Source organism: Sphingobium sp. R-21, assembly GCF_049913335.1.
Taxonomy (GTDB): Bacteria; Pseudomonadota; Alphaproteobacteria; order Sphingomonadales; family Sphingomonadaceae; genus Sphingobium.
In genome coordinates this window covers 343,409-360,395 of record NZ_CP184375.1, presented here as the reverse complement: position 1 = coordinate 360,395, position 16,987 = coordinate 343,409, and the positions used below count along the sequence as shown (strand labels likewise).

The following is a 16,987-nucleotide window of genomic DNA, read 5'->3' as shown; positions in this document are numbered from 1 at the left end:
CACTGTAGGGCGACGGCCGATTATAAGCATCCCGCATAATTCTTATAGAAACTATATCATTCCCTGATGGAAAAGCTCGATCTCAACCTGCTCCGCGTGCTGGAGGCGCTGTTCACCCAGCGCAGCGTGTCGGGCGCGGCGCGGGCGCTGGGCGTCACGCAACCGGGCGTCAGCCTGGCACTGCGAAGGCTGCGCGCGCATTTCGGGGACGAACTTTTCGTGCGGCAGGGCGCTGCGATGGAGCCGACATTGGTGGCCCAGCGGTTGATCGACCCCGTCATGACGGTGATGGCGTCGGTCCGGTCGGACATCGTGACCGCCGCCCCGTTCGACCCCGCCCGGTCGGAACGCTGCTTCACCATCGGCCTTTCCGATCTGGGCGAACTGACCTTCCTGCCCGACCTCATGACCGCCCTGCGGGAACGGGCGCCGGGGGTCACGGTGCGTTCGGTCACCCTGGCGCCGCCCGATCTGCGCCGCGCCCTGGCGGACGGGTCGGTCGATCTGGCGCTCGGCTTCTTCCTGGGGCTGGAGGGGGACAATCTCTTCACCCAGACGCTGTTCGAACAGGGCTTCGTCTGCCTGGTGCGCGCCGGGTGGCGGGACGGCGCGACCACCATGTCGCTGGAGGATTATCTGTCGGCCGACCACGCGATGATCGAACAGGAAGGCCGCAGCCAGGAAGTGCTGGAGCGGCGAATCCGCGCATTGGGGCTGCGCCGGCGGACGCTGTTGCGCTCGCCGCATTTCCTGACCGTGCCGCTGCTGATCGCCCGTTCCGACATGATCGCGACGGTGCCCTATGGCGTGGCCCGCATCTTCTCCCGCCTTGCCGGCCTGCGGTTCCTCCCCCTTCCCTTCGACGCGCCCCGCATTCCGATCCAGCAGCTATGGCATCGGCGCAGCCATCATGACCCCGGCACCATCTGGCTGCGGCGCCTGATCGCGGATCTGTTCGGCGGCCGCGATCCCATGCTGGACGACGACCCGGTTCACTGACGGCCAACATCCACCGTCCGCTGAATGCCGATCGCGTCGAGAAATCGGCGATCATGGCTGACGACCATCAGCGCGCCGTCGAAGCTTTCAAGCGCCCGCTCCAGCACCTCGATCGAGGCGATATCGAGATGATTGGTCGGCTCGTCCAGGATCAGCAACCAGGGCGGCTGGGGTCCCGAAAGAGCGACGGCCAAACCGGCGCGCAGGCGCTCGCCGCCCGACAGGCTGCCCACGATTCGCTGCGCCTCGCGGTTACGGAAGGCAAAACGGGCACAGGCCGCATGGATCGCCTCCTCGTCCAGCGTCGGGTGCCGGCGACGCATGTTGCCGATGATCGTGTCCCCTTCATCCAGCAGGTCGCCATGCTGATCCAGCATGGCGATCCGGTCGGATCGTCGCCGGACCATGCCGATGGCCGGCGCGAGCGCTCCGGTCACCAGGCGCAGCAGGGTCGATTTGCCCGTTCCGTTCGCACCCGCCAGGGCCACCCGCTCCGGCCCATGAATGGCCATCGTCCAGGGGCCGAGGCGACGTCCGCCCAGATCGACGCTGGCGCCCTCCATCGCCAGCAACTCAGCTTGCGAGGGGATGCCGGTGGCGGGCAGGTCGATGGCGAGCGGCGTCAATATTTCCACCCGGGCGCGAGCGGCATCGCTGGCATGAACCGCCTCGTCTATCTGCCGTTCGGCCAGGCGCCGCGCATGGCCGCCGCTATTCTCCGCCCGTTCCGCCCGCGCGCCCAGCAGGATCTTCGGTTCCGATCCCCTCTCGGCAAAGGCGCGGCCGGCCCTGTCGCGCCGGTCCTTCGCCTCCCGCGCGGCCTGCGCGGCGAGACGGGTGGCGCGCAGTGCGACGTCGGCGCGATCACGCTCGGCCTGCGCCCGCGCCTGATCGGCGTCGCGCGCGGCGGCAAAGGCGGACCAGCCGCCGCCGACGATGCGGATGCCGATGGGGCTGAGTTCGACGATGCGGTCCATGCGTTCCAGCAGCGCCCGGTCATGGCTCGCGACCAGCACGCCGCCCGGCCAGGTCGCGACCAGCCGCTCGATCGCGGCGCGGCCTTCCCGGTCGAGATTGTTGGTCGGCTCGTCGAGCAGCAGGAGATCGGGGCGCTCGATCGCGAGGCGCGCTATCCCGATGCGCGTCCGCTCGCCCCCCGACAGGCTGCCCATCGGCCGTTCGATGTCCACGCCGGCCAGCCCGATATCGGCAAGGGCAGCGTCGACCGCAGCGGGCAGCATCCAGTCGACCGCGTCGAAATCCGTTTCGGTCCCCTCGCCCCGCTCGATGCGCGCATGGATCGCCAGCGCCTCGGCAACGCCCAGCGCCTCGCCGATCAATTGGTCGCTGCGCCAGTTCTGGGCCAGCATGGCGGCCGTGCCGCCGCGATGAACGCTGCCGGACGAGGGCACCTGCACGCCCGCCGCAATGCGCAGCAATGTCGACTTGCCCGACCCGTTGCGCCCGACAAACCCGATGCGCTCGGCGCCGATCGACAGGGTCAGGTCATGGAAAAGCGTCCGCCCTTCAGGCGTGGCGGCGGACAGGCTGGATAATGTGAGAAAAGCGGACATGGACACCATGACGAACAGGGACAACAGGGCAAGGGGCGCTGGTCATCCGGTCATCCATGGTCGTAAGTCCTTCCTGTCGGGTCATCCGCTCGCTCGCCACTGCATCCCGGTCCATGGAGAGATCAGGCTCTGGCGGCCGCGGAAATCCTGGCCTGAACGAAGCACCATGTCCACCGCAATCTTCGCGCGCTTCTTCCCGGATGGCGGAATCTGCCAGCGGCCGCGCCGCGAATGGACCGGCCACCCTCAGGCCAGCGCCAGCACACCCGTCAGGATATTGCGCACCAGCTCCGCCTGCCCCCGCGCCCCGGTCTTGGCATAGATCTTCTTCGAATAGTTGCGCGCCGTCTCCACCGTCAGCCCCAGGTCGGCGGCGGCCTCGCTGATCGACATGCCCTGCGCGATCGCCCAGGCCAGCCGCGCCTCGCTGGGCGACAATCCGAACAGGTCGACCAGCTGGTCGCAACGGTCCGCCTGCGACCATCGGTCGCCGCTGATATAGGCGATGGCGACGGGTGCCGACGGCACGGACAGCGAGCGATCCTGGATCGGCCGGACCAGCATGTCCATCAACGGATCGCGGCTCAGGTTGATAGCCCTCGGCCGCGCCTCGCGATCGGCGGCAAAGGTCTTGACCAGCGCGGTCATTTCCCGGTCGATCGCCGGAGACGCCGGCATCAGCCGGTCGTAACGCCCCCTGCGCAGCAGTCGCGAACGCTGGAAAAGCTGCTCCAGATGCGGCGTCATGTCGACGATGCGGCACTGGGCGTCCAGCGTCAGCCAGCCGAAGTTCAGCCGCCCGAACGCCTCCGAATTCACCGAAGACCGGAATTTTTCCCGCTCCAGCGCGACGAAGCTGCGCAGCGCGATGCGCAGATGCGGCACCAGCGCGGTCATCAGCGCGCCCACGCCCGACCCCAGCTCCCTCCCCCCCGCGCAGCTCAGCCAGGCATCCATGCCGCTCGGCTCGGTCACGCGCACCGAACGCATGTTGGTGATGCCCAGCGGTTGCAGGAATTCCGCCCGATAGCCCTGCTGCACCGCGTCGCCGGGATCCAGCAGTTCGTCCAGCGTATAGACCCGCGCCTCCCGCATCCGGCGATAGGGCAGGGGATCGCGCCCATATTTCTGGTTGAACAGCCGGTCGAGGTGCAGCGGCGTCGGCGGCCCGGCATACAGCTCGACGATCCGCTCCTCATCTACCGGGCGGAAGGCGAGGCTGGCATAGGCCGCCCCAGATCGCGCCCGCAACCTGTCGAGGAACCCGTGCCAAAGGGGTTGCTCGAACATACCCTCATGGAGAGCCGCCAATAATCCGCCATCGTCCAGTCGCATGGCTAATATGTATATCCTCCCATATGGGAGGTCCAGTACCTCACCGCTTCTGCCATCAGGCTGTCACAACACAAGGCGGTGAATGATGATCGATTCGAAGAGGCTGACGCATCTGGAGCGTCTGGAGGCGGAAAGCATCCATATCCTGCGGGAAGTCGTGGCAGAGGCCGAGAAGCCGGTGATGCTCTATTCGGTGGGCAAGGATTCGGCCGTGATGCTGCATCTGGCGCGCAAGGCATTCTACCCCTCGCCGCCGCCCTTCCCGCTGCTGCACGTCGACACCACCTGGAAATTCAAGGCGATGTACGAACTGCGCGACCGCATGGCGCGGGAATCGGGCATGGAGTTGCTCGTCTATCACAATCCCGAAGCGCAGGAACGCGGCATAAACCCGTTCGACCATGGCCCGCTGCACACCGACATGTGGAAGACGGAGGGGCTGAAGCAGGCGCTCAACCTCTACGGCTTCGACGCGGCCTTCGGCGGCGCCCGCCGCGATGAGGAGAAGAGCCGGGCGAAGGAACGCATCTTCTCCTTCCGCACGTCGTCGCACGGCTGGGATCCGAAGAACCAGCGCCCGGAACTGTGGAACCTCTACAACGCCCGCAAGAACAAGGGCGAGAGCATCCGCGTCTTCCCGATCAGCAACTGGACCGAGCTGGACATCTGGCAATATATCCACCTGAACGACGTCCCCATCGTGCCGCTCTATTTCGCGGAGGAGCGCCCCACGGTGGAGCGCGACGGCATGCTGCTGATGGTGGATGACGAACGCTTCCCCCTGAAGCCCGGCGAGGAGCCGGTGATGCGGTCGATCCGCTTCCGCACCCTGGGCTGCTACCCGCTGACCGGCGCGGTCGAGAGCGAAGCGAAGACCCTGCCGGAGGTGATCCAGGAAACGCTGCTCACCACCACCTCCGAACGCCAGGGCCGCGCCATCGACAAGGATGCCGGCGGCGCGGGCATGGAAAAGAAGAAGCAGGAAGGGTATTTCTGATGTCGGACGCCGATGTGATCTACAAGACCGACGCCCTCATCGCGGAGGATATCGACCAGTATCTGGAGGTGCACCAGCACAAGACGATGCTGCGCTTCATCACCTGCGGGTCGGTGGACGACGGCAAGTCGACGCTGATCGGCCGCCTGCTCTATGACAGCAAGATGATCTTCGAGGATCAGCTCGCCGCGCTGGAGGCCGACAGCAAGCGCGTGGGCACCCAGGGGCAGGAGATCGACTTCGCCCTGCTGGTCGACGGCCTCGCCGCCGAACGCGAACAGGGCATCACCATCGACGTCGCCTATCGCTTCTTCGCGACGGAAAAGCGCAAGTTCATCGTCGCCGACACGCCCGGCCATGAACAATATACGCGCAACATGGTGACGGGCGCATCCACCGCCGACCTCGCCGTCATCCTGATCGACGCGCGCAAGGGCGTGCTGACGCAGACCCGCCGCCACAGCTATCTTGCCCATCTGATCGGCATCCGGAACATTGTGCTGGCGGTGAACAAGATGGATCTGGTCGACTATGACCAGGCGGTGTTCGACGGCATCGTCAAGGACTATACCGAATTTGCCCAGTCGATCGGCATCAAGGCCTTTACCGCCATGCCCATTTCCGGCTTCAGGGGCGACAATATCACCGGCCCTTCGGCCAACACGCCCTGGTACAAGGGACCGGCGCTGATCGAGCATCTGGAAACGGTGGAGGTCGACCAGGTCTCCGATCAGGAAAAGCCCTTCCGCATGGCGGTCCAGTGGGTCAACCGCCCCAATCTCGACTTCCGCGGCTTTTCCGGCCAGATCGCCACCGGCACGGTCAGGCCGGGCGACGCGATCCGCGTCCTGCCTTCGGGCAAGACCAGCACGATCAGCCGCATCGTCACGCTTGACGGCGACCTGGATGTCGCGGTCGCCGGGCAGTCGGTCACTCTGTGCTTTGCCGATGAAGTCGACTGCTCGCGCGGCGACGTGATCGCGGCGTCGGACAATCCGCCGCAGGCCGCCGACCAGTTCGAGGCGACGATCGTCTGGATGGCGGACGAGGAAATGCTGCCGGGCCGCCCCTATTGGCTGAAGCTCGGCACGCAGACCGTCACCGCCACGATCCAGCAACCCAAATATCAGGTCAACGTCAACACGATGGAGCATCTGGCGGCGAAGACGCTGGACCTCAACGCCATCGGCATCGCCAATCTGTCGACCGACAGGCAGATCGTGTTCGAACCCTATGAAACCAACCGCACGCTGGGCGGCTTCATCCTGATCGACAAGATCACCAATGCCACCGTGGCGGCGGGGATGCTGCACTTCTCGCTGCGGCGGGCGCAGAACGTCCACTGGCAGGCGACCGACGTCACCCGCGAATTCCACGCCAACCTCAAGAATCAGAAGCCGGCCGTGCTGTGGTTCACCGGGCTGTCGGGCGCGGGCAAGTCGACCATCGCCAACCTCGTCGAAAAGAAGCTGGCGCGCATGAACCGCCACACCTTCCTGCTGGACGGCGACAATGTGCGCCACGGCCTCAACAAGGATCTGGGCTTCACCGACGCCGACCGGGTGGAAAATATCCGCCGCGTGGGCGAGGTGGCGAAGCTCATGACCGATGCGGGCCTGATCGTCATCACCGCCTTCATCTCCCCCTTCCGGGCGGAGCGGGACATGGTGCGCCAGATGATGAAGCCCGGCGAGTTCATCGAGGTGCATATCGACACACCGCTGGCCGACGCGGAGGCGCGCGACGTCAAGGGCCTCTACAGGAAGGCGCGTTCGGGCGAACTCAAGAACTTCACGGGCATCGACAGCCCCTATGAAGCGCCGGAGGATCCGGAAATCCGGATCGACACCACGGCCATGACCGCAGAGGAAGCGGCCGAAGCCATCATCGCGAGGCTGATCCCATGAGCATGTCCGACGCTGATCTTGCCGCGCATCTGGCCGACATTGCGGGGCGCCTGCTGCTCACGGTGCGCGACAGCGGCCTGCTCGGCGCCAAGGCGCTGGGCAAGGCGGGCGACCAGACCGCCAACCAGTTCCTGGTCCACGCCCTGCGCGAACAGCGTCCCGATGACGGCCTGCTGTCGGAGGAGATGAAGTGCGACGGCTCCCGCCTCGAAAAGTCGCGCGTCTGGATCGTCGATCCGGTCGACGGCACGCGCGAATATGGGGAGGAACGCGCCGACTGGGCGGTGCATGTCGGCCTGTCGGTGGACGGCGTGGCGACGGTGGGCGCGGTCGCGCTGCCCGGACTGGACGGCGGCGTCGTGCTGCGCACCGACCAGCCCCGCCCCGTTCCGCCCGCGCCGGAAAAGCTGCGCATGGTGGTCAGCCGCACCCGCCCGGCCGCCGAAGCGGTCGCCGTCGCGGAAAGGCTGGGCGCGGAGCTCGTCCCCATGGGCAGCGCGGGCGCAAAGGCGATGGCGGTGATCCTGGGGCAGGCCGACATCTATCTGCATTCGGGCGGCCAATATGAATGGGACAGTTGCGCCCCGGTCGCCGTGGCGCTCGCCCACGGCCTGCATTGCAGCCGCATCGACGGATCGCCGCTGGTCTATAATCAGGAGGACGTCTATCTGCCCGACCTGCTGATCTGCCGGAAGGAGCATGCGCAGGGGGTGCTGGACCTCATCGCCGCTCTAACTCCCACCGGCGACTGAAGCCCCGGACGCGGAAAGAGCAAAATCGTCCCTTCCCCCTTCAAGGGGAGGGAAGGAGGGAGCGCGGCCGCGTCGCCCAATAGAGATGGCAGGGTGGCAGATTGCGCCATTCGAAACCCGTCTCGACCGTCTCGAAACGCCGCTCCAGCAGGGGGAGCACGGCCTTGCGCATCTGATAGGCCAGGAACCGCCCGTCAGGCGCCAAAGCCCCGGCGCTCGCCTTCATCAGCCGTTCCGCCCGATCCGGCGCCAGCGTGGAGAAGGGCAGGCCCGACAGGATGCAGTCCGCCCGGCCCAGCCCGTGACCGGTCATGATGCCGCGTACGGCATCGGCCGAACCGGCGACCGCGACCAGCCGCCCGTCCGGCGTCACCCTGCGCAGATGATCGATGAAGCCCGCGCTGGTATCGATCGCCAGCAGCCGCGCATGGGCGGGCAGGCGATCCAGCAGGGCACGGGTGAAGATGCCCGTACCCGGTCCATATTCGACGACGCATTCCATCCGGCTCCAGTCGATCGGGGCCAGCATCCTTTCAACAAGGCCATGCGAAGCGGGAAAGGCAGAGCCGACCGCCAGCGGATTTTTGAAGAACTCGCGAAAGGCGAGAGCCAGATGGTCCGTGCCGCGGCCCTGCGCTTCACCCCATGCGCCCCGCGCCATCCGATGTTCGAACGATATCGCCACGACTGCTCCACTCTCCCATGCCGTGATGCCGCAATCAGCGCGTTGCAGCCTGCCTGGAAAACCCGCGGGATCGGGACCGGGTTCCTGGAAAATCGCCTTAACTGGATCAGGATCTGCCACGCCCGGCACGCACCGGAAGCGCGAAAGGCCGCCATTTGCAGGCCGTCAGCGCTGATATCGATCCGTCCTACAGCCGGTCCCGCACTGTCCGCATGACCTCGTCCAGGAAATCGGCGGCCGCGCGCACGCGAGGCAGCCTCTGCAGATCGGCATGCATGACCAGCCAATAGCTGCGCCAGACCTCCATCGACCCCGGCATCGACCCCGGCATCGACTCCGGCGTCGACTCGGGGAAAAGCTGGACCAGCCGCTCATCCTCCGCCGCCGCGAAGCGGTGCAGCACGCCCAGCCCCATGCCCGCCGCCACCGCCGCATGCTGCGCCGCACTGGAACTGGCGCGAAAGACGATGGACGCGCCGGGCAGCAACTGGTCGAGGGCGATCATCTCGGCAAAGCCGGCCAGCTCCTCGATATAGGAAACGAAGACATGGCGGCTGAGGTCGGCGCGGGTCGCCGGGGCCCCTTCCCGCTCCAGATAGGCCTTGGACGCGTAAAGGCCGAGGCGATAATCGGCCAGCTTGCGCGTCACGAAGCGGCCCCGGGGCGGCGGCTTCAGCATCACGGCGATTTCCGCCTCGCGCCGCGACAGGCTCGCCACCTTGCTTTCGGATGCCAGCTCCAGCGTCAGGCGCGGGTGGCGCGCGCGCAGGGCCGCCACATTGGGGGCGATCAGATGGCTGGCAATGGCTTCCGGCGTGGCGAGCCGCACCGTCCCCTCCACTTCCCGGTCGCGCCCGGCGACGCTGCTCATCGCGGCGAGCAGCTCGCTCTCTATCCGCTCGGCATGGGAAACCAGTGCGAAGGCGGCGGGCGTAGGCGTCACCCCGCGCGGGCTGCGATCGAACAGCCGGGCGCCCAGCGTCGCCTCCATATTGGTCAGGCGCCGGGCAACCGTGCTATGGTCAACGCCGACCCTGCGGGCAGCGGCCAGCATGTTGCCCTCCCGCATCACGGCCAGGAACAGGCGCAGCTCATCGGAATTTAGCATGGGCAAATCCGCACAACAAATGTGTCGACATACCCGTATATCCGCAAAGCTGGCGGGTCTATAGCAAAGCCATCCACCCGCAGGAGAGGAACCGGAAAATGCGTTCGATTACTCATTTCATTCATGGACAATCCGCCCCGCTCCCCGGCGCCCGCTTGTCCGACGTGCTCGATCCCGCCACCGGTACCGTCCAGGCGCAGGTCGAACTCGCCACCGCCGCCCATCTCCAGAAGGCGGTGGATTCCGCCCTCGCCGCCCAGCCCGAATGGGCCGCCGTCAATCCCCAGCGCCGCGCCCGCGTGATGTTCCGCTTCAAGGAACTGATCGAACAGAATATGGACGAACTGGCCGTCCTCCTCTCCTCCGAACATGGCAAGGTGGTGGCCGACGCCAGGGGCGACATCCAGCGCGGCCTGGAAGTCGTCGAGTTCGCCTGCGGCATCCCCCATCTGCTCAAGGGCGAATATACCCAGGGCGCCGGCCCCGGCATCGACGTCTATTCCATGCGCCAGCCGCTGGGCATCGCAGCGGGCATCACGCCCTTCAACTTCCCCGCCATGATCCCCCTCTGGATGAGCGCCATGGCCATCGCCTGCGGCAACGCCTTCATCCTGAAGCCGTCGGAACGCGACCCTTCCGTCCCGGTGCGCCTTGCCGAACTCGCCATAGAGGCCGGCATGCCCGCCGGGATCCTGAACGTCGTCCATGGCGACAAGGAAATGGTCGACGCCATCCTCGACCATCCGGCGATCAAGGCGGTCAGCTTCGTCGGATCTTCCGACATCGCCAACTATGTCTATGCCCGCGGCGCGCAGAACGGCAAGCGGGTCCAGGCGATGGGCGGCGCCAAGAATCACGGCATCATCCTGCCCGACGCGGACATGGACCAGGCGGTCGCCGATATCGTCGGCGCGGCCTATGGTTCGGCGGGCGAACGCTGCATGGCGCTGCCCGTTGTGGTGCCGGTGGGCGAAGCCACGGCGGACGCCTTCCGCGCCAAGCTGCTGAACGCCATCGAAACACTGCGCCCCGGCATCCCGACCGATCCCGACGCGCAATATGGCCCCCTCGTCACCGGCGTGCACAAGGCCCGCGTCGAAAGCTATATCCAGATGGCCGCCGACGAAGGTGCGGAAATCGTGGTCGACGGGCGCGGCTTCTCGCTCCAGGGCTATGAGCAGGGCTTCTACCTCGCCCCGACGCTGATCGACCGGGTGACGCCGCAGATGAAGAGCTATCAGGACGAAATTTTCGGCCCTGTCCTTCAAATCCTGCGCGCCCACAGCTTCGAGGAGGCGCTCAGCTATCCCTCGCAGCATCAATATGGCAATGGCGTCGCCATCTTCACCCGCAACGGCGACTATGCCCGCAAGTTCGCCGCCGATGTGGAGGTCGGCATGGTCGGCATCAACGTGCCGATCCCGGTGCCGGTCGCCTATCACAGCTTCGGCGGCTGGAAACGTTCCGGGTTCGGTGACCTCGACCAATATGGCATGGACGGCGTGCGCTTCTACACCCGCACCAAGAAGATCACCCAACGCTGGCCCGACGGCGGTGCGGTGATCGACCAGAGCTTCGTCATCCCGACGATGAGATAGGCCTCCGCCCGGCCGGGGAACGGAAGCGACCGCTCGCCCGTTCCCCGTCACCTTCGCCCCGTCGCCGGACGCTGCCCAATTCTACGCGGAAAGCCTGGCGCATCTGGTGGGATCGGGCATCCCCTTCATGCGGCCGACCAGGGATCTGGACATCTTCTGCAAGCCCGGCGGTGTTCCGGTCTATAATTGTCCCTTCGGAACGGTTCGACCGTCCCTATGTCCTGATCGCGATCTGACGCGGCCGTGCAGGCCGGGCGGGACGCCTGAACCAGAACGTCCAGACAGTCAGCGAGCCGAGCAGCGTCAGCGCCAAACCCGACAGCGTCATGAGCAGCCGGAAGGGCAAGCCACCGACTTTCGCCGCATGGAGCGGGTAAAGCAGATTATAGCCCTTCACCGCTGTGGGCAGCGTCGAGGCGTCGCGCGCGGCAACCAGCATGCCGTTGTCGGCCGCGAACCAGAGGGTGGTGCGGCCATTGGGCAGCCATTCCTGCGGCCGCCGCATGCGAAGCGTGACGAGACCGCCCTTCTTGCGCGGCAGGCTGAGGCTGCGCACTTCCGCATCGGGGAAGCGCGCCTTGGCCGTCATGATCATGCCCGCCCAGTCCAGCCTTCCGGCAAGCCCGGCATTGCGGGGCGGGGGCGGAGCCAGCGCCTTGTCGATCTGCGCAGGCGCTCCCGGCCCGAACAGCAACGCCGCCATGGGACGGAACACCAGGACGGCACCCGTCACCAGCGACAGCAGCAACAAGGGCGCGACGATGATGCCCAGGTCGCGGTGATGCCGCACGATCGCGGGGCGGCTCATCCGTGCCGGCCATAGGCGCCATTCGAAGGTCCGCCGCGTCCGCCACCAGAGGATGAAGCCGGTCAACACGAAGAACAGCCCGCAAAGCGCGGCAATACCGATCACCCAATCGCCCGTTTCGCCGGAAAAGAGATGGTGGTGGAAATCGAACAGCCACAGTTCGGGCCGCTCCCACTGGCTGCTCCACCGCATCACCACGGCACCCTGCTGGTCCGCATAGGCGCCGCGACCATTGTCGAACAGCAGTTTGAGCAGCCCGAAATCGTCGGACGCATAGGTGATCGACTGCGGCCGCATCGCCGGATCGGCCATGAGGCGCTGCGTCACCTCGGCCAGTTGGCGCACGTCCTCCACCCGCGGATCGCCGGCATGGGGCGCCAGCGTCCAGGCATTTTTATGCACCAGCAACGCGCCGCTCAGGCCCAGAAGCGCGAGCAGCAACCCGATCAGCCCGCCGGTCCAGCGGTGGAGGGTGTCGATCAGTTTCACTAGAAGCGATAATCCCAGGACAGGGTGAAATTGCGGCCGCGGCCCGCGAAATAATGGGCATTGTCACTGGGACGGACGGTCTGGCTGTAATAATCGATGGTGAATGTGTCGAAGATATTCTGCGCCGCCAGCGTCAATGCCCCCAAACGCGTCTGATAGCGCAGCGACAGGTCGGTCACGTCATAGCCGTCGAACCTGTAGAGCGGCGGATAAGCGCCCGGCGTCCGTTCGAACTGGCGCGACAGGAAGAATTGCGTCTGGATGCGCGCCGAAACGGGTCCATGCACATAGCTGGCCGCCACGTTCAGGCGGTCGGGCGAGATGTTCGCCCCGTCCAGATCGCGGTCAACCTTGTCGATCCCGTCGTCCGAACCGTCGGTGCGGCCGATCAGATGGGCATAGCCGGTCGAGAGGGTCAGTCCCGGCAGCGGCGTCCGGGCCGAGAGGTTCAGTTCCAGCCCCTGTATCTCGACCCGCTGGCGCTGGACCTCGAACACGCCGCCGCTCTGCACCAGCAGCGACCCGTTCTTGCTGGTCGACCAGAAATAGGCCGCGCTGGCATCGATCGGGCCGCGCTTCACTTCAAAGCCGATCTCCCGGTTGTTCGACACGATCGGGCTGATGTTCACATAATCGTCTATGTCGACGCCGGGCGCGGCGACGGCACGGGCGATCCGGCCGACATCGGGCACGGTATAACCCTCGGCATAGCTGGCATAGGCGCGGATGCCGGTCCAGGGTTCCAGGATCACGCCACCATTGACCAGCGTATCGCTGAAGGTCGGCCTGCCCCCTGCGACATCGACGCCGCCGCCATAGGTCCAGAGGGTGTGATAGTCATCGATGCTGATGCGCACATCCTCATGACGGACGCCGCCCGCCACGCGCAGTTTCTTGTCGAACAATGCCAGGTTGAACTGCGCAAAGGGCGCGAGGCTGCGATAATCGGTCGGCGGCACCCAACTCCGGCCCGTCGCGATCAGCCGCTGCTCGGTCAGGTCATAGAGCGCGTCGAAGCCGATGGTCGCGGTCAGCGCCTCAAATCCCGGCATGGCGCGTTCATAGCTGATCTTGCCGCCATATTTGCGGCTGCGATTCTGCGACTGGTCGAACAGGGTGCCGACCGGCGCAATGCGCGGATCCTGAAAACTGGCGATCGGCGCAACCTCCCCGCCATAGGTGTCGCGCGAGCGGTTGAAGAAAAGTTGGGCGATGAAGTTGCCGTCCCACAGGGCGCTGTCGGTCAGCGTAAGCGCAGCGCTTTCCGTGCGGTTGGTGGCCGGAACGCCGGGCGGCGTGCCGCGCACCGAACTTGTCGGGCGGTCGATGCGATAATTGCCGTCCACCGCGACGTAATCGCCCTCCCCCTTCAACTGGAAGCGGCTCATGGTCAGGTCCAATCGCGCACTGTCGCTCAGCGCGTAGCCGAAGCGGCCGAACAGCGACCAGCTCCGGCTGTCCTGCGTCTCTCCCTGCGTCAGGTCGGTGCCGACGCGATTGCCATGCCCGTCATAGAATGCGCCGCGCTTCTCATAGGCTGCGCCCACCATCGCGTCCCATCGCCCGGAGCGCCAGCCGACCAGCCCCGCCACCTTGCCGCCGATGCCGTCACCGTGAAAGCCGGTGTCGGCATTGCCCTGCACCAGCACCCGGCCGGTCAATCCGTCGTTCCGGGGCGGCGCAACGGTCACCTGATTGACGATCCCGCCCGTGCCGCCGATCCCTTGCAGCGCGTTGGAACCATAGATCACCTCCACCCGATCAATGAAGAACGGGTCGATGGTGAAGCCATCGCGCGCGCCGTCCCGCAACGGCGCCGTCTGCGGTATGCCGTTGATCGCGTAGAGCGGCGATCGGCCGCGCAGCGTCTCACCCGCGCCAGACAGCTTTTGCCGCGTCGGCGAAAAGGAAGGGGTCAGCGCCGACACCGCATCGACAATGGACCCGCCGATCGCAACCTGCTGGTTGAGCGTTTCCTGGTCGATCACGTCGACGGTCAACGGCAGGGCGTTGGCCGGCAGGATCGTGCGCGCGGCGGTCACGATGATCGGGCCGCCATCCTCTGCGGCGGGTCGGGACTGGGCCAGCGCGGAGGGACTCAACAGAGCAAGCGTACTGGTCACAAGCAGGACAGACGAACGAATAGGCATGCATCACCCCTTAAAGCCGCCGTCCCGCTAGCCAAAAGAAGGGGATGTTGCAAGTCATTAGCAGTATTAACGAGCAAATGCTTTGCCGCCTTTGCACCGACGCGCCTTCCGATCATCAGGCCGGACAGAAACCCTTCACCACAAAGGGCAGGCTCTCCCCGTCTGGATCGGTCAGGGTCAGACAGGTCCCGAGTTGGATGGCCTGCGCTTCCAGCCGGTAGATCTTCTCGTCATCCGCCTCTCCCGGCTTGCAGGACAGCGCCCAGCCCTGCCGGGTGTGCAGCAGCGTGCCGTGCCGGTCCGGCTCATTGGGCCAGAAGCGCCGCGCCGTCGCCAGTTCGGGATTGACGCGATATTCCCGTTCATCGATCAGCCCGCCCGTGCTGAGCGGCAGGCGCAGCACATAGCTTCGCGCCGCCGATCCGTTGGGAAAACCCGCCGTCCGGGCAAGTTCGAGGCGTATGGTGGTCCAACTCATGGGAATGGCATCGGATTCCGCAGCGAAAAGAGATATAAGGATTATTCCTGATGGCGACCGCGCCACGGCAGCCCTAGCCAGATGGAAGATACGCTTGCCGGGAGACAGACGATGAAATCGGTCCTGCTGCACATTCATGAAGATCTTGGCGCGGAAAGCCGCCTCCAGGCGGCCTGCGATCTCGCCCGCGCATCCAATGCGCATATTCACTGCGTGCAGGTGACGGCCATGCCCAATTTCGTCGCGGCCGACATGTATGGCGGCGCCTCCATGGCCCCGGCGATGATGGCGGAACTGTACGACATCGACGAAAAGGCGCGAATGCGCGTGGAGGATCGGCTCCGGCGCGAGGATGTAAGCTGGGACTGGCGCCATGTGGAGGGCGATGTCGTCCATGGCCTGCTGTCCGCCGCAACGCTGACCGACGGCATCATCGTCACCCTGCCGTCGGGACCGCGCCGGGAATATGCCGACCCGCTGCACCTGGCGGCCGATCTGGCGCTCGCCGGAAGGGTTCCGGTGATCGCCGTGCCGCAGGAGGCGAAAAGCTTTCCCGTCACGGGCCGCGCGCTGATAGCGTGGGACGGTTCGCAGGAGGCCTCCACCGCGCTGCGCCTCTCCGTCCCGCTGCTGAAACTGGCGGAGGAAGTGCATGTCGTTACGGTGGAGGAAGCCGGCAAATATCCCTTCCCGGCCACGGACGCGCCCGAATATCTGGCGCGCCACGGCATCAAATGCCAATTGCACACATGGCCGCAGGACGGCCGCACCATAGAGGCGTCGTTGAAGGCGGCCATCGGCGTGCTGAAGCCTGAATGGATGGTGATGGGCGCCTTCGGTCACAGCCGGTTGCGCGAGATGGTGTTTGGCGGCGTCACCCGCGCCATGCTGCGCGAAGTCCATGTTCCGCTCTTGCTGGCGCATTGAATGCGCGGCATGGTGGGCGCATGGCGGTAGCGGACGATGAAACCGATGGCCTGACCCAGCGCGAGCACAGCCTCGAACAGGCGCTGCTCGGCTCCATATTGGCGACGGTGCCCGATGCGCTGATCGTCATCGACGTGCGCGGGCAGATCGTGTCGTTCAGCGCGGCGGCGCAACGCATGTTCCAATATGCCGAAAGCGACGTTCTGGGCGAGAATATCTCGATGCTCATGCCCTCCCCCGACCGGGAGAGGCATGACGGCTATATCGACCATTATCTGAAAACGGGGGAAAGGCGGATCATCGGCATCGGCCGGCTGACGAGCGCGCGGCGCCGGGACGGCTCGACCTTTCCCATCGAACTGTCCGTGGGAGAGGTCCAGGATGAGGGGCGACCGCTTTTCACCGGCTTCATCCGCGACCTCACCGAAAGCCAGCAGGCCGAGCGGCGGGTGGCGGACCTGCAGGCGGAACTGGCCCATGCCTCCCGCGTGACGGCGATGGGCACATTGGCGTCGGCGCTGGCGCATGAACTCAACCAGCCGCTGACCGCGATCGCCAATTATCTGGAGGCGGGACGCGACATGCTCGACGCCGACGCGCCTGTGGACCGGGAATTGCTGCGTGAGGCTATGGCCGAAAGCGCCAGCCAGGCCCTGCGCGCCGGAGAAATCATCCGGTCGCTGCGCGAATTCATCCGGCGCGGCGAAACCATCCGCCAGCCCGAAGCGCTGCGCGGGCTGCTGGCGGAGGGGGCGGCACTGGCCTTCATCGGCGTCGACAGCCGGGGCCTGGACATGGACATCAGCGTCGACCCGCGCGTCGACAAGGTGCTGGTCAACCGGGTGCAATTGCAGCAGGTCATCATCAACCTCACGAAGAATGCGGTGGAGGCGATGGCCGGCAGCCCTGCGCGCATCCTGCGCCTCTCCGCCATCCCGGCCCCTTCCCCGACCGATGCCGGCCGGGTCGAAGTGATCGTCGCCGACAGCGGACCGGGACTGGCGCCGGAAATGTCGCGCACGCTCTTCACCCCCTTCACCACCACCAAGCCGTCCGGCATGGGCGTCGGCCTTTCGATCAGCCAGACCATTGTCGAGGGCCATGGTGGCCGGATCTGGGCCGAACCGTCGCAATGGGGCGGCACGGCCTTTCACTTCACCCTGGACGCAGCGGACTAGAG

General features: G+C 66.0%; 14 protein-coding genes. 7 read left to right on the top strand and 7 right to left on the bottom strand.

From position 1 onward, the window contains the following. The first annotated feature begins 66 nt into the window (after positions 1-66). Complete coding sequence (locus tag ACN9MX_RS16440) at positions 67-999, top strand: LysR family transcriptional regulator (RefSeq protein ID WP_363832454.1); 933 nt, start codon at positions 67-69, stop codon at positions 997-999. Here the strand turns inward: ACN9MX_RS16440 and ACN9MX_RS16435 are convergent. Next, entirely contained in the window at positions 993-2,573 is a 1,581-nt protein-coding gene (locus ACN9MX_RS16435) for an ABC-F family ATP-binding cassette domain-containing protein (protein WP_363832456.1), read from the bottom strand. The two genes, ACN9MX_RS16440 and ACN9MX_RS16435, sit on opposite strands and share 7 nt — an antisense overlap. A gap of 246 nt (positions 2,574-2,819) precedes the next feature. Then, positions 2,820-3,908, bottom strand: coding sequence for a helix-turn-helix transcriptional regulator (locus ACN9MX_RS16430; RefSeq protein WP_363736846.1), 1,089 nt, complete (start codon positions 3,906-3,908; stop codon positions 2,820-2,822). Positions 3,909-3,993: 85 nt separating this feature from the next. Here ACN9MX_RS16430 and cysD point away from each other — a divergent pair, with 85 nt between their 5' ends. Genes cysD through ACN9MX_RS16415 form a run of 3 tightly spaced genes read left to right on the top strand, consistent with a single transcriptional unit; the run spans position 3,994 to position 7,564 of the window. Beyond that, a complete protein-coding gene (gene cysD / locus ACN9MX_RS16425; protein WP_363736908.1) occupies positions 3,994-4,905 on the top strand; it encodes a sulfate adenylyltransferase subunit CysD in 912 nt (303 codons plus the stop codon). After that, entirely contained in the window at positions 4,905-6,812 is a 1,908-nt protein-coding gene (gene cysN, locus ACN9MX_RS16420) for a sulfate adenylyltransferase subunit CysN (protein WP_133654853.1), read from the top strand. The genes cysD and cysN overlap by 1 nt, the downstream gene beginning before the upstream one ends. A gap of 2 nt (positions 6,813-6,814) precedes the next feature. Next, complete coding sequence (locus ACN9MX_RS16415) at positions 6,815-7,564, top strand: 3'(2'),5'-bisphosphate nucleotidase CysQ (protein WP_363832702.1); 750 nt, start codon at positions 6,815-6,817, stop codon at positions 7,562-7,564. A 40-nt stretch (positions 7,565-7,604) separates the two neighbouring features. Here ACN9MX_RS16415 and ACN9MX_RS16410 read toward each other — a convergent pair whose 3' ends face one another. Then, complete coding sequence (locus ACN9MX_RS16410; protein WP_363832459.1) at positions 7,605-8,249, bottom strand: class I SAM-dependent methyltransferase; 645 nt, start codon at positions 8,247-8,249, stop codon at positions 7,605-7,607. A gap of 187 nt (positions 8,250-8,436) precedes the next feature. Beyond that, positions 8,437-9,357, bottom strand: coding sequence for a LysR family transcriptional regulator (locus tag ACN9MX_RS16405; protein WP_363736843.1), 921 nt, complete (start codon positions 9,355-9,357; stop codon positions 8,437-8,439). 98 nt (positions 9,358-9,455) lie between these two features. Between ACN9MX_RS16405 and ACN9MX_RS16400 the strand changes: the two genes are divergently transcribed. Beyond that, positions 9,456-10,955 (top strand): CoA-acylating methylmalonate-semialdehyde dehydrogenase, encoded by a 1,500-nt coding sequence (locus ACN9MX_RS16400; RefSeq protein WP_363832461.1) that lies wholly within the window; start codon positions 9,456-9,458, stop codon positions 10,953-10,955. A gap of 214 nt (positions 10,956-11,169) precedes the next feature. Here ACN9MX_RS16400 and ACN9MX_RS16395 read toward each other — a convergent pair whose 3' ends face one another. The 3 genes from ACN9MX_RS16395 to ACN9MX_RS16385 form a co-directional block, all read right to left on the bottom strand. Then, positions 11,170-12,252: a PepSY-associated TM helix domain-containing protein gene (locus ACN9MX_RS16395; protein ID WP_363832464.1), complete on the bottom strand. Its 1,083-nt coding sequence runs from the start codon at positions 12,250-12,252 to the stop codon at positions 11,170-11,172. Then, positions 12,252-14,402, bottom strand: coding sequence for a TonB-dependent receptor (locus tag ACN9MX_RS16390; RefSeq protein ID WP_363832467.1), 2,151 nt, complete (start codon positions 14,400-14,402; stop codon positions 12,252-12,254). The genes ACN9MX_RS16395 and ACN9MX_RS16390 overlap by 1 nt, the downstream gene beginning before the upstream one ends. Positions 14,403-14,517: 115 nt before the next feature. Continuing rightward, positions 14,518-14,880, bottom strand: a complete 363-nt coding sequence (locus tag ACN9MX_RS16385; RefSeq protein ID WP_133654858.1) for a hypothetical protein — start codon at positions 14,878-14,880, stop codon at positions 14,518-14,520. Positions 14,881-14,991: 111 nt separating this feature from the next. On the opposite strand from ACN9MX_RS16385, the gene ACN9MX_RS16380 reads away from it, so the two are divergent. After that, the gene (locus ACN9MX_RS16380) at positions 14,992-15,807 is read left to right on the top strand and encodes a universal stress protein (RefSeq protein WP_363832468.1); all 816 of its coding nucleotides are present in this window, start codon (positions 14,992-14,994) and stop codon (positions 15,805-15,807) included. A gap of 20 nt (positions 15,808-15,827) precedes the next feature. Continuing rightward, the gene (locus ACN9MX_RS16375) at positions 15,828-16,985 is read left to right on the top strand and encodes a sensor histidine kinase (protein WP_363832470.1); all 1,158 of its coding nucleotides are present in this window, start codon (positions 15,828-15,830) and stop codon (positions 16,983-16,985) included. Positions 16,986-16,987 lie beyond the last annotated feature (2 nt).

What these genes read in the sequence shown, in the direction of transcription:
- ACN9MX_RS16405 (WP_363736843.1), bottom strand. Translation starts at nt 9,357, where the DNA reads ATGCTAAATTCCGATGAGCTGCGCCTGTTCCTGGCCGTGATGCGGGAG.
- ACN9MX_RS16400 (WP_363832461.1), top strand. Translation starts at nt 9,456, where the DNA reads ATGCGTTCGATTACTCATTTCATTCATGGACAATCCGCCCCGCTCCCC.
- ACN9MX_RS16415 (WP_363832702.1), top strand. Translation starts at nt 6,815, where the DNA reads ATGTCCGACGCTGATCTTGCCGCGCATCTGGCCGACATTGCGGGGCGC.
- cysN (WP_133654853.1), top strand. Translation starts at nt 4,905, where the DNA reads ATGTCGGACGCCGATGTGATCTACAAGACCGACGCCCTCATCGCGGAG.
- ACN9MX_RS16390 (WP_363832467.1), bottom strand. Translation starts at nt 14,402, where the DNA reads ATGCCTATTCGTTCGTCTGTCCTGCTTGTGACCAGTACGCTTGCTCTG.
- ACN9MX_RS16440 (WP_363832454.1), top strand. Translation starts at nt 67, where the DNA reads ATGGAAAAGCTCGATCTCAACCTGCTCCGCGTGCTGGAGGCGCTGTTC.
- ACN9MX_RS16380 (WP_363832468.1), top strand. Translation starts at nt 14,992, where the DNA reads ATGAAATCGGTCCTGCTGCACATTCATGAAGATCTTGGCGCGGAAAGC.
- cysD (WP_363736908.1), top strand. Translation starts at nt 3,994, where the DNA reads ATGATCGATTCGAAGAGGCTGACGCATCTGGAGCGTCTGGAGGCGGAA.
- ACN9MX_RS16430 (WP_363736846.1), bottom strand. Translation starts at nt 3,908, where the DNA reads ATGCGACTGGACGATGGCGGATTATTGGCGGCTCTCCATGAGGGTATG.
- ACN9MX_RS16435 (WP_363832456.1), bottom strand. Translation starts at nt 2,573, where the DNA reads ATGTCCGCTTTTCTCACATTATCCAGCCTGTCCGCCGCCACGCCTGAA.
- ACN9MX_RS16375 (WP_363832470.1), top strand. Translation starts at nt 15,828, where the DNA reads ATGGCGGTAGCGGACGATGAAACCGATGGCCTGACCCAGCGCGAGCAC.
- ACN9MX_RS16385 (WP_133654858.1), bottom strand. Translation starts at nt 14,880, where the DNA reads ATGAGTTGGACCACCATACGCCTCGAACTTGCCCGGACGGCGGGTTTT.